At 41.1% G+C, this 14,508-nt stretch carries 11 protein-coding genes and 1 other annotated feature; all 11 genes read right to left on the bottom strand.

All coding sequences use genetic code 11. The annotated features are described in order from the left end of the window. The coding region (locus PLH43_RS10070; protein WP_324362679.1) for a GTP-binding protein at positions 1–385 on the bottom strand (385 nt) is incomplete at its 3' end. A 154-nt stretch (positions 386–539) separates the two neighbouring features. Continuing rightward, complete coding sequence (gene fusA / locus PLH43_RS10065; RefSeq protein ID WP_324362677.1) at positions 540–2,624, bottom strand: elongation factor G; 2,085 nt, start codon at positions 2,622–2,624, stop codon at positions 540–542. 71 nt (positions 2,625–2,695) lie between these two features. Continuing rightward, positions 2,696–3,166: a 30S ribosomal protein S7 gene (gene rpsG, locus PLH43_RS10060; protein WP_324362674.1), complete on the bottom strand. Its 471-nt coding sequence runs from the start codon at positions 3,164–3,166 to the stop codon at positions 2,696–2,698. A gap of 197 nt (positions 3,167–3,363) precedes the next feature. Further along, positions 3,364–3,792, bottom strand: a complete 429-nt coding sequence (rpsL, locus tag PLH43_RS10055; protein WP_324362672.1) for a 30S ribosomal protein S12 — start codon at positions 3,790–3,792, stop codon at positions 3,364–3,366. Positions 3,793–3,877: 85 nt separating this feature from the next. After that, positions 3,878–4,117 carry a ribosomal L7Ae/L30e/S12e/Gadd45 family protein gene (locus PLH43_RS10050; RefSeq protein ID WP_324362670.1) on the bottom strand — a complete coding sequence of 80 codons (240 nt, stop codon included), beginning with the start codon at positions 4,115–4,117 and terminating at the stop codon, positions 3,878–3,880. 141 nt (positions 4,118–4,258) lie between these two features. After that, positions 4,259–7,756: a DNA-directed RNA polymerase subunit beta' gene (gene rpoC, locus PLH43_RS10045; protein ID WP_324362667.1), complete on the bottom strand. Its 3,498-nt coding sequence runs from the start codon at positions 7,754–7,756 to the stop codon at positions 4,259–4,261. A 17-nt stretch (positions 7,757–7,773) separates the two neighbouring features. Next, the gene (gene rpoB, locus PLH43_RS10040; protein ID WP_324362665.1) at positions 7,774–11,529 is read right to left on the bottom strand and encodes a DNA-directed RNA polymerase subunit beta; all 3,756 of its coding nucleotides are present in this window, start codon (positions 11,527–11,529) and stop codon (positions 7,774–7,776) included. 542 nt (positions 11,530–12,071) lie between these two features. After that, positions 12,072–12,461, bottom strand: a complete 390-nt coding sequence (gene rplL / locus PLH43_RS10035) for a 50S ribosomal protein L7/L12 (protein ID WP_324362663.1) — start codon at positions 12,459–12,461, stop codon at positions 12,072–12,074. A gap of 63 nt (positions 12,462–12,524) precedes the next feature. Then, positions 12,525–13,058, bottom strand: coding sequence for a 50S ribosomal protein L10 (rplJ, locus tag PLH43_RS10030; RefSeq protein ID WP_324362662.1), 534 nt, complete (start codon positions 13,056–13,058; stop codon positions 12,525–12,527). A gap of 62 nt (positions 13,059–13,120) precedes the next feature. After that, positions 13,121–13,279: a sequence feature (ribosomal protein L10 leader region), on the bottom strand. Between the two features lie 48 nt (positions 13,280–13,327). Then, on the bottom strand, positions 13,328–14,023 hold the full coding sequence (rplA, locus tag PLH43_RS10025; protein WP_324362660.1) for a 50S ribosomal protein L1: 696 nt from the start codon (positions 14,021–14,023) through the stop codon (positions 13,328–13,330). A gap of 85 nt (positions 14,024–14,108) precedes the next feature. After that, a partial coding sequence (gene rplK / locus PLH43_RS10020) for a 50S ribosomal protein L11 (protein WP_324362658.1) occupies positions 14,109–14,508 on the bottom strand: 400 nt, incomplete at its 5' end.

Below are 14,508 nucleotides of genomic sequence, written 5' to 3'. Positions count from 1 at the left end.
GCACACCAACCTGACGAGCCAACAAAATGTGTTCTCTTGTCTGAGGCATCGGACCATCTGCTGCTGATACAACGAGAATAGCACCGTCCATCTGAGCAGCACCAGTGATCATGTTTTTAACATAGTCAGCGTGGCCTGGGCAGTCAACGTGTGCATAGTGTCTGCTCTCAGTTTCATACTCAACGTGTGCAGTTGAAATTGTGATACCTCTTTCTCTTTCTTCCGGAGCCTTGTCTATCTGGTCATATTCAGAAAAGCTTGCTCTTCCAAGATAGCTCAATACTTTTGTTATAGCTGCAGTCAATGATGTCTTACCATGGTCAACGTGACCTATTGTTCCAATATTAACGTGGGGTTTGTTTCTTTCAAATTTTGCTTTTGCCATTATAAATTCTCCTCCTTTTTCAGTTCACGAACTGATTAATTTATAATTTTAATTATAATTTAATTGGCTTTTCCATTCGGGAAACATACAGCTTTCTGTATATTTCCCGAATTTCATGCTTGTTTTTTATTATTCATGTTACCGCTAAGGTAGATTAATCATTACTTTTAGCTCTTCCACTTATTATCTGTTCCTGAATATTCTTGGGCACTTCTTCAAAATGGCTTATTTCCATAGCGAACACACCTCTACCTTGTGTTCTGGAACGCAATGCAGTAGCGTATCCAAACATTTCAGCCAAAGGAACATAGGCGTGTATAACCTGGGCTCCTGCTCTTGCTTCCATTCCCTCAATTCTTCCTCTTCTTGAATTGAGGTCACCCATAACGTCACCCATGTAGTCTTCAGGAACAGTAACAACTACTTTCATGATTGGCTCAAGAAGTACGGGATCTGCCTTCTTCATACCGTCTTTGAAGGCCATAGAACCTGCAACCTTAAACGCCATTTCCGAGGAGTCAACCTCGTGGTATGAACCGTCGTACAAGGTTACTTTAACGTCAACAACCGGATATCCTGCCAATACACCGTTGTTCATGGCACTCTGAATACCTGCATCGATTGCCGGGATATATTCTTTCGGAATAACACCACCGACAATTTTATTGATAAATTCATATCCTGTTCCGCGTTCTTTAGGCTCTAATTCTATCCAACAGTGACCGTACTGACCCTTACCACCAGACTGTCTGATATACTTACCTTCTGATTTTACAGGCTTTCTGATTGTCTCTTTATAAGCAACCTGTGGATTACCAACATTCGCCTCAACCTTGAACTCTCTTAACAGACGGTCAACAATTATATCCAGATGGAGCTCTCCCATACCGGCTATTATTGTCTGTCCTGTTTCTTGATCTGTATAGGTCCTAAATGTCGGGTCTTCTTCAGCCAATTTCTGGAGCGCTATACCCATTTTTTCCTGTCCGGCCTTTGTCTTAGGCTCAATAGCAACGTGGATAACCGGTTCCGGGAAGTTCATGGATTCAAGAATAACAGGATTTGTCTCATCACAGAGAGTATCTCCCGTTGTAGTATCTTTTAATCCAACAGCTGCCGCTATATCTCCGGAGTAAACCATATCGATTTCTTCTCTATGGTTTGCATGCATCTGCAGCATTCTACCTATCCTCTCTCTTTTGCCTTTAGTGGCATTGAGAACATAGGAACCGGAGCTGAGTTTCCCCGAGTAAACTCTAAAAAAGCAGAGCTTACCAACATAAGGGTCAGCCATAATCTTAAATGCCAATGCCGAGAACGGCTCATCATCACTAGCACGTCTTTCGATTTCTGTCTCTCCGTCAATAGATACACCTTTTATAGCTTCAATATCAACAGGAGAAGGCATATAATCCACAACTGCATCGAGAAGACGCTGAACTCCCTTATTCTTGTATGAAGAACCACAGAGAACAGGTATCATTTTTACGGCAATAGTAGCCTTTCTGATAACTGCCTTTATTTCCTCTTCTGTGATTTCTTCACCTTCAAGATACTTCATCATGAGCTCTTCGTCTTGTTCTGCAACATTTTCCAAGAGATTTAAGCGATACTCTTCTGCCAGCTCTTTCATATCATCGGGAATATCCCTTTCCTGAATGTCCTTTCCTAAGTCGTCCATGTAGTAGTATGCTCTCATTTTTACAAGGTCAATGATACCTTCAAAATGATCCTCTTTTCCTATAGGAAGCTGAATTGGAACCGGATTTGCCTGAAGTCTTTCCTTCATCATATTTATACAGTTAAAAAAGTCCGCTCCCATTATATCCATTTTATTTACATATGCCATACGGGGAACTTTATATTTATCAGCCTGTCTCCATACGGTTTCAGACTGAGGCTCAACTCCTCCCTTGGCACAGAAAACCGTAACTGCTCCGTCAAGAACGCGAAGTGACCTTTCAACTTCGACTGTGAAGTCAACGTGCCCTGGCGTATCAATTATATTTATCCTTGTGCCTTTCCATTGGGCGGTAGTTGCAGCTGAAGTTATGGTTATACCTCTTTCTTGTTCCTGCTCCATCCAGTCCATAGTTGCTGAACCTTCATGAGTTTCTCCTATTTTATGAACCCTACCGGTATAATACAGGATACGTTCAGTTGTTGTGGTTTTACCCGCATCTATGTGAGCCATTATACCTATATTTCTTGTATTTTCTAAACTAAATTGCCTGGGCATTTTAACCTTCCTTTCAAAAATCGACGCATCTAACAAGCAATGCTATTTTCAAGCTTCTTAGTATGCCAAATTTACCATCTGTAATGTGCAAAAGCTTTGTTTGCTTCTGCCATTTTGTAGGTGTCTTCTTTCTTTTTAAATGCTCCACCCAAACTGTTTGTGGCATCGAGTATTTCTGCTGCAAGTCTCTCTCTCATTGTTCTTTCACTTCTTTGTCTTGCATAAAGCACCAGCCATCTGAGTCCTAAAGCCTGCCTTCTCTCAGGTCTTACTTCAACAGGAACCTGATATGTTGCTCCACCCACTCTTCTAGCTTTTACTTCCAACACAGGCATAACATTATTTAAAGCTTGTTCAAATACTTCCAACGGGTCCTTGCCTGTTTTTTCTTTAATGATGTCAAATGCACCATAGCAGATTTTTTGGGCAGTACTCTTTTTGCCATCAATCATAATATTGTTTATGAGTTTTGTAACTACCTTGTCATTATATATTGGATCAGGTAATACATCTCTCTTCGGTACATGTCCTTTTCTTGGCACTTTTCTTCCCTCCTTTTCATGATATATACAATATCATCGGTACTCGCCGGCCATACGGAAAATCCCTTAGACCGCCGTCAGTGCTCCGTACTTGCTAATATATTTACTTATATTTATATATATAAACAACGTACTTTGCACTATTATTTTGTTACATTGCAATTTTTTCATACATCGTACATGCACGTTGCAAGAATTTACTTTCCTGCTGCACCAGCCTTCGGCCTTTTAGCACCATATTTCGAACGACCTTGCATTCTCTTTGCAACACCTGCAGTATCAAGGGTTCCACGAATAATATGATACCTAACTCCAGGGAGGTCCTTAACCCTTCCACCCCTTATCAGCACAACACTGTGTTCCTGAAGGTTGTGACCAATACCGGGGATATAAGCTGTGACTTCAATACCGTTGGTTAAACGCACCCTTGCAACTTTTCTCAAAGCTGAATTCGGCTTCTTCGGTGTTGTCGTCTTAACTACTGTGCATACTCCTCTTTTCTGAGGGCTGCTTATATCTGTTTGCACCTTTTTCAAGGAATTAAACCCCTTCTGAAGTGCCGGAGCCGTCGACTTTTTCTGAACGTCTTTTCTGCCTTTTCTAACTAACTGGTTAAACGTTGGCATCTTTCCACCTCCTTTCATGCTTCGAAATAAATCTATTCATAAACAAATGTTATAGAATAAGCCAATCTAAAAATAAATTATGCATTTAAAGCAAACATGCAACAGCCGCGCCTACATCTATATTACAGGCTTTTCCCAGCTGCTTCATTGTATCAACATATACTATCGGTATATTGTTCTTAACACAAAGCTCTTTTATCTTTCCAACAACGCGTTCATCCGCGTCTTTTGCGATAAATACCTGTTTTGCCTTCAATGCTTCAACAGCTTTCATGGATTGTTTCAATCCCACAGTTTTGTTACTGTTTTTCAGAACTTCAAGCATTGTTTTCCCTCCCTGTCAGCACAGGTTATCCTTACGTTCCAATACCAACAGATAGCACAAATTTACACACTGAATCATTTTATCACTAACAAACTACATTTGTCAAGATTTTTGATTCAGTGTGCATTTATGCCAAATTTCCTATTCTGTTACCGTACTTATACTAATATCTTTGTATCTGCTCATTCCCGTTCCGGCCGGTATCAGTTTACCGATAATAACGTTTTCCTTAAGGCCTACCAACGGGTCAATTTTTCCTTTTATTGCTGCCTCAGTCAATACTCTTGTAGTCTCCTGGAAGGATGCCGCCGACAGGAATGACTCGGTAGCAAGTGCCGCTTTCGTAATACCAAGAAGAGTTCTCTTTGCAACGGCAGGTTTTTTTCCTTCAGCTACCGCTTTGGCATTCTCCTCTTCAAAATCAAATACGTCTACAAGGCCTCCCGGCAGAAGAGGTGTGTCTCCCGGGTCTTCAACTTTTACTTTTCTAAGCATCTGTCTTACAATAACTTCAATATGCTTGTCGTTTATATCAACACCCTGCATCCTGTAAACCCTCTGAACTTCATGTACCAGATATGCCTGTACAGCAGACACACCTTTAATTTTCAATATATCATGAGGATTTACCGAACCTTCAGTGAGCTCATCACCAGCTTGAACCTCGTCACCTTCGGCAACTTTTATTCTGGATCCGTACGGAATCAGGTAGCTTCTGGACTCGCCATCTTCCGAGGTTACAATTACTTCTCTCTTTTTCTTGGACTCGGACAGCTTTACTTTTCCAGCTATTTCCGATATTATTGCCAGTCCCTTCGGTTTTCTTGCCTCAAACAATTCCTCAACACGAGGAAGACCCTGAGTTATATCGTCACCGGCAACACCACCGGTATGGAATGTTCTCATGGTAAGCTGCGTACCGGGCTCACCTATGGATTGAGCGGCTATTATACCTACAGCCTCACCGACATTACATTCTTCTCCCGTTGCTAGGTTTGCTCCATAACACTTTGCACAAACTCCATATTCGGAATGGCAAGTTAATACGGATCTTATTTTTACTTTTTTAATTCCGGCCTTGATAATTTTGTCTGCATCCTGGTCAGTTATCAATCTTCCCGCTTCAACGATAATTTCACCCGTTTCCGGATGCACTATGTTTCCGACAGGATATCTTCCGATAATTCTTTCAGAGAGTTCTTCAATTATTTCATTTCCGTCTTTTATATCTGTTACTTCTATTCCTTTTCTCGTTCCGCAGTCAGCTTCTCTTACAATAACATCCTGACTTACGTCAACAAGACGTCTTGTCAAATAACCCGAGTCGGCTGTTCTAAGCGCTGTATCGGCAAGACCTTTTCTCGCACCGTGAGTGGATATGAAGAACTCCATAACGTTAAGGCCTTCACGGAAGTTTGCCTTTATCGGAACCTCAATGGTCTTACCGGATGTGTCGGCCATAAGTCCTCTCATACCGGCCAGCTGTTTTATCTGGTTGATATTACCTCTCGCTCCGGACTGGGACATCATGTATACCGGATTAAATCTGTCGAGGTTGCTTATAAGTACCTGGGTAATATTCTCCGATGCTTCTGTCCATGCAGCTATAACGGAATTATATCTTTCTTCGTCCGATATAAGTCCCCTCTTGTACTGCTTTGTTATTTTTTCAATCTTTTCCTCAGTTTCTTTTATATATTTAGCTTTTACTTCCGGTATAACCATATCCGATACGCTTATGGTTATAGCTCCCTTTGTGGAAAACTTAAAGCCCAATGCCTTTATTCTGTCAAGCAATATTGCCGTCTTTGTGGTTCCATGAACCTTTATGCTCTTGTCAATTATTTTCCTAAGTTCGCTTTTGCCGACAAGGAAATCAACTTCAAGGTCAAAGAGTTTGTCAGGGTCACTTCTATCCACAAATCCCAAATCCTGTGGAATAGCTTCGTTGAATATAAGTCTTCCCAAGGTGGTTTCTATTATCTTTGACTTTTCAACACCATCTATAATCTTCTTCATTCTTACCTTTATTTTCGAATGAAGCTCAATTTCTCCGCTGTCATAAGCCATTACAGCTTCGTCCATGGAGACGAATACTCTTCCTTCTCCCTTTGCGCCCTCTTTTAAGATTGTGAGATAATAACTTCCCAAAACCATGTCCTGGGTAGGAACCGCCACCGGTTTTCCATCCTGCGGTTTTAACAGGTTGTTTGCCGAAAGCATCAAAAACCTTGCCTCAGCCTGGGCTTCCGCAGAAAGAGGAACGTGAACGGCCATCTGGTCTCCGTCAAAGTCGGCGTTGTATGCCGTACATACCAACGGATGAAGCTTTAATGCCCTACCTTCAACAAGCACAGGCTCAAACGCTTGAATTCCCAATCTGTGCAGTGTCGGCGCACGGTTTAGAAGTACCGGGTGCTCCTTGATAACTTCCTCTAAAACATCCCATACTTCATTTCTTACTCTCTCAACCATTCTTTTCGCGCTTTTTATATTATGTGCAAGCCCGTCATTAACCAGCTTTTTCATGACAAAAGGCTTAAACAGCTCTAACGCCATTTCTTTCGGAAGTCCGCACTGATATATTTTCAGTTCCGGTCCAACAACTATAACTGAACGTCCGGAATAGTCAACACGTTTTCCCAACAGGTTCTGACGGAATCTACCCTGTTTACCTTTCAGCATATCGGAAAGGGATTTTAACGGCCTGTTTCCGGGACCTGTTACGGGTCTGCCTCTCCTTCCGTTGTCTATTAATGCGTCTACAGCTTCCTGGAGCATTCTCTTTTCGTTACGTACAATTATGTCAGGCGCTCCAAGATCCAAAAGCCTTTTTAATCTATTGTTTCTATTTATAACTCTTCTATACAGGTCATTTAAATCTGAGGTTGCAAACCTTCCGCCGTCCAGCTGAACCATCGGCCTAAGTTCCGGCGGTATAACAGGAATTACATCCAGTATCATCCATTCAGGTTTGTTCTGTGACTGTCTGAAAGCTTCAACAACTTCCAGCCTCTTTATCGCCCTCACTCTTTTTTGTCCTGTAGATTCCTTGAGCTCTGCTCTAAGCTCTGCAGAAAGCTCATCAAGGTTAATCTCTTGAAGAAGCTCCCTTACCGCTTCTGCACCCATTCCGGCACGGAACTTCGGTCCAAACTTCTCCAAGCTGTCCCTGTACTCTTTTTCCGACAATATCTGCTTTTTGGAAAGAGGTGTCTGGCCCGGATCGATAACAACGTAGGAGGCAAAATATAGTATCTTTTCCAAAGCTCTCGGAGACATGTCCAAAAGCAATCCCATTCTGCTGGGTATTCCTTTAAAATACCATATGTGGGATACCGGAGCTGCCAGCTCAATATGCCCCATTCTTTCTCTTCTTACCTTGGATCTGGTTACCTCAACACCACATCGGTCGCACACAATGCCTTTATATCTGATTCTCTTGTATTTTCCGCAATGGCATTCCCAGTCTTTTTGAGGTCCAAATATTCTCTCGCAAAAAAGACCATCTCTCTCAGGTTTTAGTGTTCTGTAGTTTATAGTCTCAGGTTTTTTTACTTCGCCCCTGGACCATTCCCTAATCTTCTCCGGAGAAGCTAAACCAATTTTCAATGAATCAAAATTGTTAAGTTCAAACACGGCCTTCTCACCTTCCCTTATATATCATCATCGTCATCAAAGCTATCGTCTAAATCATCATCAAACAGGTTGTCATCCAGTTCGGTACCAAGAGTGTCATTAGGACTGATATCCTCATCGTTTAAATCCGACAAATCAAAATCATCCACTTCAAGCTCTTCATCTGTTATTTCATCGCCAATATCTCCAAACTCGCTGAAGCTAACCTCATCCTCCCTGCCTTCGATATTGACGTTGAGTTCTTCAAGGTCATCTTCCACCGATTCTTTAATAGCAATTTCTTCCTGTTCTTCGGAATATACTTTTACATCAAGGCATAAGCTTTGCAGTTCCTTGATAAGCACCTTGAAGGATTCGGGAATACCCGGTTCCGGAACATTTTCGCCCTTTACTATTGCCTCATAGGTCTTAACCCTACCCACTACGTCGTCCGACTTGACCGTAAGTATCTCCTGCAATGTATAAGCAGCACCGTAAGCCTCAAGAGCCCAAACTTCCATTTCTCCAAATCTCTGTCCTCCGAATTGAGCCTTACCTCCGAGAGGCTGCTGCGTTACCAATGAGTAAGGACCGGTTGACCTTGCGTGTATCTTGTCATCTACAAGGTGAGCGAGCTTTAACATATACATATAACCTACAGTTACTCTGTTTTCAAACGGCTCTCCCGTTCTTCCGTCATAGAGTATTGTCTTGCCGTCTTCGGAAAGGCCTGCTTTTCTTAAAGTTTCCACAATATCTTCCTCGGTTGCACCGTCAAAAACCGGTGTTGCAATTTTCCATCCAAGCGCTTTTGCCGCATATCCAAGGTGAACTTCAAGCACCTGACCGATATTCATACGGGATGGAACTCCCAGAGGATTTAAAACTATTTCCAAAGGAGTACCGTCAGGAAGGAATGGCATATCCTCCTCAGGAAGAATTCTGGAAATAACACCTTTGTTTCCGTGTCTTCCCGCCATTTTATCTCCAACGGATATTTTCCTTTTCTGTGCAATATAAACCCTAACCAGCTTGTTTACTCCCGGAGCCAGTTCATCGCCGTTTTCTCTTGTAAATATTTTAACGTCAACAACAATACCAGATTCACCGTGAGGTACACGAAGGGAGGTATCCCTAACTTCTCTGGCCTTTTCACCGAAGATTGCACGAAGAAGTCTTTCTTCTGCTGTAAGCTCTGTTTCTCCCTTTGGAGTAACCTTACCTACCAGAATGTCTCCTGACCTTACTTCCGCACCTATTCTAATAATACCTTCACTATTTAAGTCTTTGAGCGCATCTTCGCTGACGTTTGGTATTTCTCTTGTTATATCCTCAGGGCCAAGCTTTGTATCCCTGGCCTCAGCCTCATACTCTTCTATATGAATGGATGTAAACACATCATCCTTGACAAGTCTTTCGCTTATCAAGATAGCGTCCTCATAGTTATATCCTTCCCATGTCATAAATCCTATCAGGATATTTCTTCCCAATGCAATTTCACCGTTGTGAGTGGAAGAACCGTCGGCTATTACATCTCCTGCTTCAACCTCTTCACCTTTTCTCACTATTGGCTTCTGGTTGATACATGTACCCTGGTTGGAACGCATGTATTTAAGGAGCTTGTAGGTATCCCTTTTGCCATCTTTTGTGCGTATAACAATTTCGTTGGCACTTACTTTCTCAACAACTCCGGCATTCTTTGCCAACACAACAACTCCAGAATCCCTTGCAGCCTTGTATTCTATTCCCGTTCCTACAATTGGGGAGTCAGTCCTTATGAGAGGAACTGCCTGACGCTGCATGTTCGCTCCCATGAGCGCACGGTTGGCGTCGTCATTTTCAAGGAACGGTATCATAGAAGTTGCAACGGAAACTATCTGCTTTGGCGATACATCCATATAGTCAATTCTGGATGGCTCAACTTCAATAAACTCTTCCTTGTATCTACATACAACTTTGCTGGAAATAAATCTTCCTTCCTCATCCAGCGGCTCATTTGCCTGCGCAATAATATACTCGTCTTCTTCATCTGCTGTCAAATATACTATTTCGTTGGTAACTTTACCGTAATCATCTTTGCTCACTTTTCTATACGGAGCTTCAATAAAGCCATATTCATTTACCCTTGCATAAGTACTGAGTGAACCGATAAGACCTATGTTCGGTCCTTCCGGAGTCTCTATAGGACACATACGTCCATAGTGGGAATGGTGAACGTCACGAACTTCGAAACCTGCTCTTTCCCTGCTCAAACCTCCGGGTCCCAATGCACTAAGTCTTCTTTTATGTGTAAGCTCCGTCAAAGGATTCGTTTGGTCCATAAACTGGGACAGCTGGCTGCTTCCAAAGAACTCTTTTATTGCCGCGGCAACCGGCCTTATGTTAATAAGAGCCTGTGGTGTAACAGCATCCAAGTCCTGGATAGTCATCCTTTCCCTTACTACCCTTTCCATTCTGGAAAGACCAATTCTAAACTGATTCTGCAAAAGCTCTCCGACAGAACGCAGTCTTCTGTTACCCAAGTGGTCAATATCATCCGTGCTTCCGATTCCATAGCTTAAGCCAATAATATAGCTTATGGACGATATTATATCATCTACCGTAATATGCTTCGGAATTAAATCGTCAATTCTTTCCTTCAAAACCTTTTTGAGTGCATCGGAGCTCTTTCCCTGATATTCCTCAAGGATTTCCGTCAAGACACTTTTCTTGACTTTTTCGTTAATGCCGACTTCTTTAGGATCAAAGTCCACATAACCTTTGATATCCACCATATCGTTGCCGATGACTTTGATGTTTTTGCCGTCTATATTAAGAACTACCGTATTCACGCCTGCATTTTGAACTATTTCAGCCTTTTCCCTGGTGATGCTTTCTCCTTCTGCAACAATTATCTCACCGGTATTCGGGTCAACAACATTTTCACCAGCAATAAATCCGTTTATTCTTGACGCCAGAGAAAGTTTTTTGTTGAACTTAAACCTTCCCGGCTTTGCCAAATCATATCTTTTCGGATCGAAAAACAGGCTCTGAAGAAGTGACCGAGCACTTTCAACTGTCGGCGGTTCTCCCGGTCTCAGCCTTTTATATATCTCCAAAAGCCCTTCTTCTTCTGTTTTGGAGTTGTCTTTCTGTATCGTTGCAAGTATTCTTTCATCTTCACCGAAGAGCTCGGTAATTTCAAGGTCCGTTCCGTATCCTAAAGCTCTTACCAATACAGTGAGAGGCAGCTTTCTTGTTCTGTCTATACGTACCGATAGCACGTCGTTTGAATCGGTTTCATATTCAAGCCACGCTCCCCTGTTTGGAATAACTGTATTTGAAAACAGTTGTTTTCCTGTTTTATCAATTTTCATTGCATAATAGATTCCGGGTGATCTTACCAACTGACTGACTATAACCCTCTCGGCTCCATTAATAATAAAAGTACCCGTTTCAGTCATTAGAGGGAAATCACCCATAAATATTTCCTGTTCCTTGACTTCGCCCGTTTCCTTGTTAATAAGGCGCACCTTTACCTTTAAGGGTGCAGAATAAGTTGCATCACGTTCTTTGCATTCATCCACACTGTATTTTGGGGGTTCGTCCAATGAGTAGTCTACGAATTCCAGAATCAGGTTTCCAGTATAGTCGGTTATGGGATTGACGTCTCTGAAAACCTCTTTGAAGCCCTCTTTAAGAAATTGCTCGTACGAATTCTTCTGAATTTCGATAAGGTTTGGCATGTCGATAACTTCATCAATTTTAGAGTAACTCATTCTAACGTTTCTTCCCAATTTCACGGGATGTACCATTAAATATCACCTCATATTTCAGACTTTTGTCTTAGTGCTCAAATAAATAAAAAACAAAAACTCGCCTCTTTATGTATAATGTTTCGTTTTCAAACAGCACTTTTTCTGTAAGACCTTTGCATTTATCCAATCTTGCAGTTATTAAGCAGTTATTAAAAATAAAACACAAGTATATTTTTCTGTTTTGTACATATACTAAAAATACTTAAATCCACAGACATTAAAATATTATTAACAAATATTGTCTAACTTATTCCAATATGCTATAATTAAATAGCAAGAAAGTTTATCTTTAATCAGAAAATATTGGTATTAGCAAATGAAATTATAACGCAGTTTATAATTCTAACATAGCCGATTCAACTTGTCAACTATTTCACGACTTTATTTTGCAACAATATTTCCAATTCTTTTTTTACACTTTTTTATTTTAAAAATAATAATGCATATTTTACATAATAGATAGCACAACAGATAGCAAAAAGGCTCCTTCCGGTAAGGAACCTTTTTGCTATCTGTCAATCGATGTTGCTAAAATCAAATTATTTAATTTCTACAGTTGCTCCAACTTCTTTGAACTTAGCTTCAATCTGAGCTGCTTCATCCTTTGATACGTTTTCTTTCAATGTCTTTGGAGCTCCTTCAACCAAGTCTTTTGCTTCTTTCAATCCAAGACCTGTTACTTCTCTAACAACTTTTATAACTTTGATCTTGTCTGCTCCTGCAGATTTCAATACTACTTCGAACTCAGTCTTTTCTTCTGCTGCCGGTGCTGCTGCGCCTGGAGCTGCTGCACCTACTGCTGCAACTGCTACTGGAGCTGCTGCTGATACTCCAAACTCTTCTTCAAGAGCTTTTACCAATTCTGATAATTCCAATACAGATAATGCTTTAACATCCTCAATTAATTTTGTAACTTTTTCACTAGCCATTTTTATATACCTCCATAAAATAATATTGTTTTTAGTTGATTAAATTTTAAATTTATGCGGCAATTAAGCACTTGCCTTCTTTTCTGCAATTGCATTGAGCGCAATGACCAATCCTCTGATATTGCCGTTCAACACATTTACAAGACCTGCCAACGGAGACTTCAAACCTCCGAGAGCCTTTGCAACGAGCTCTTCCTTTGACGGGAGTGCTGCAATAGCTTCAAGAGTCTTTACGTCGCAAACTTTGCCTTCAACAACCCCGGCTTTAAGTTCGAGCTTCTCAAACTTCTTGGCATACTCAACCAAAACCTTTGCCGGAGCTACAACATCTTTATCACTGTATGCCATTGATGTCGGACCGTTAAAGAAAGGATCCAACTCTTCCAAGCCATTTTCTTTTGCTGCAAGTTTTGTCAAAGTATTTTTTACTACTTTATACTCAACTCCAGCTTTTCTAAGCTCATTTCTGAGCTCTGTATCCTGCTCCACAGTAAGACCTCTATAATCTGCGAAGACTATAGTTTTAGCCGATTTAATATTCTCAGTCAGCTGCTGTACTACCTCTTTTTTCTGCTGAAGGATTTTCTCACTTGGCACTACTAATCCACCTCCTTTTTAATTACGAGTGCTCTATTTTATGTCTCACTCTTTTCCAAACAAACTTAATAATAAAACCCCTTCATGCACATAGACATAAAGGGGTAATTGGTCTCATTTAACCACACGAACACATTACCTCGGCAGGATGGCTACAATCGCTTTTACACTTTCTTTCTTAGAAAGCAACCTGCTGTCTATGGCATATCTATATTAATACTTGTCAAAGGTTATATTACAACATTATTTTAAATTTGTAAAGACATTTTTTACTCGGATACTTTCAATGGATTTACTTTTATACCAGGTCCCATTGTGGAAGTAACAACCACACTCTTAAGATACTGTCCTTTTGCAGCTGCAGGCTTCGCCTTGATGATCGCTGTCATCAATGTACGGAAGTTGTCAACAAGCTTTTCAGTACCAAATGAAACCTTGCCTATCGGGCAGTGTATAATGTTGGTCTTGTCAAGCCTGTATTCAATTTTACCGGCTTTGATATCTGCAATTGCTCTGGCTACATCCATTGTTACAGTACCGGCTTTAGGGTTCGGCATTAATCCTTTCGGACCAAGAACCTTACCAAGTCTACCAACAACACCCATCATATCCGGTGTTGCAACTACAACGTCAAATTCAAACCAGTTTTCATTCTGAATTTTTGTAACCAGTTCTTCTGCACCAACATATTCCGCACCGGCTTGTTCTGCTTCTTTTGCCTTTTCACCTTTGGCAAAAACAAGAACTCTTACTTTTTTACCGGTACCGTGGGGCAAAACAACAGCACCTCTTACCTGCTGGTCGGCATGTCTTGAGTCAACACCCAATCTGATGTGTGCCTCAACAGTTTCATCGAACTTTGCCTTTGCTGTCTTTTGCACAAGTTCCATTGCTTCATTTGGATCATACAACTTTAATTTATCAACAATTTTTGCACTTTCCTGATATTTCTTACCTCTTTTCATCTGCTTCACTCTCCTTACGTGGTAATTATTCTCGGAAACTATGTTTCCTCCCACCTTACTTTAGAACAACACGAAAACTTTAATTTTAGTCTTCAACAACTACGCCCATGCTTCTTGCAGTACCTGCAATCATGCTGATAGCAACTTCCAGGCTTGCAGCATTAAGGTCGGGCATTTTCATTTCAGCTATTTTCCTTACATCTTCTTTGGAAATCTTAGCAACTTTATCCCTGTTTGGTTTACCGGATCCCTTTTCTATCTTGCATGCTTTTTTAATAAGCACTGATGCCGGAGGAGTCTTTGTAATAAATGAGAAGGATCTGTCAGCATATACAGTAATAACTACAGGTATTATAAGACCTGCATCTTTTGCAGTCTTCTCGTTGAATTCCTTACAAAAACCCATTATGTTTACGCCATGTTGTCCTAAAGCTGGTCCAACCGGTGGAGCCGGAGTTGCTTTCCCCGCAGGAATTTGAAGTTTT

Source organism: Acetivibrio sp. (assembly GCF_035371925.1).
Taxonomy (GTDB): domain Bacteria; phylum Bacillota; class Clostridia; order Acetivibrionales; family Acetivibrionaceae; genus Hungateiclostridium.
Note: the sequence above shows the minus strand (reverse complement) of the source record. Positions and strands in the feature narration are given on the sequence as shown.

Bases quoted from the DNA above. Each gene is read 5' to 3' on its own strand.
- PLH43_RS10050 (WP_324362670.1), bottom strand. From the start codon at position 4,117: ATGCTTGAAGTTCTGAAAAACAGTAACAAAACTGTGGGATTGAAACAA.
- rplL (WP_324362663.1), bottom strand. From the start codon at position 12,461: ATGGCTAGTGAAAAAGTTACAAAATTAATTGAGGATGTTAAAGCATTA.
- fusA (WP_324362677.1), bottom strand. From the start codon at position 2,624: ATGCCCAGGCAATTTAGTTTAGAAAATACAAGAAATATAGGTATAATG.
- rpsL (WP_324362672.1), bottom strand. From the start codon at position 3,792: ATGCCAACGTTTAACCAGTTAGTTAGAAAAGGCAGAAAAGACGTTCAG.
- rplA (WP_324362660.1), bottom strand. From the start codon at position 14,023: ATGAAAAGAGGTAAGAAATATCAGGAAAGTGCAAAAATTGTTGATAAA.
- rpoB (WP_324362665.1), bottom strand. From the start codon at position 11,529: ATGGTACATCCCGTGAAATTGGGAAGAAACGTTAGAATGAGTTACTCT.